The following is a 441-nucleotide window of genomic DNA, read 5'->3' on the forward strand; positions in this document are numbered from 1 at the left end:
TGGCCTGCTGGGCAGGAACTTGGTGCGCCGCGTGCCGGGCCGATCTCAACCCAGACCTGCGCGGCATGTGAAGCCGCATCCGCATATGGCTTACAAGGGGTAGTGGGGGCTTAAGTTCGGTGGATTGGAGCGCGACCTGTGGCTGTCACGCTATGCAGCGTTTCAGGTCGCGTCCGGCGTGGCGCCGGAGCATGCGGCCCGGGCGCAGGACAAGGTGGCTGCAGAGCTGGCTGTGCTGACGCCCCAAGAAGATGAGGCAATTCTTCGGGAGGTCGGCTTCAGCGATGTACGGATGTTTTACATGGGGTTTGCGTTTAGCAGGCTGAAGAAATACTCCCCAGATTCCAAGCCCGTCCTGCCCCACAGCCGCAGGCTGGCTCGCTTTTTTCACATTCCGGGATTAGCGGGCCCAATTGGGCGTTTTATTGCACTTCGGAGGCC

The 441-nt window shown here is 61.2% G+C and carries 1 pseudogene; it reads left to right on the forward strand.

Annotated features, from left to right (window positions below):
• Positions 1-124 precede the first annotated feature (124 nt).
• A pseudogene (locus ACYZGB_RS22860) lies at positions 125-441 on the forward strand (hypothetical protein); the annotation flags it as partial.

It is taken from the genome of Acidovorax sp. Q11, assembly GCF_054950075.1.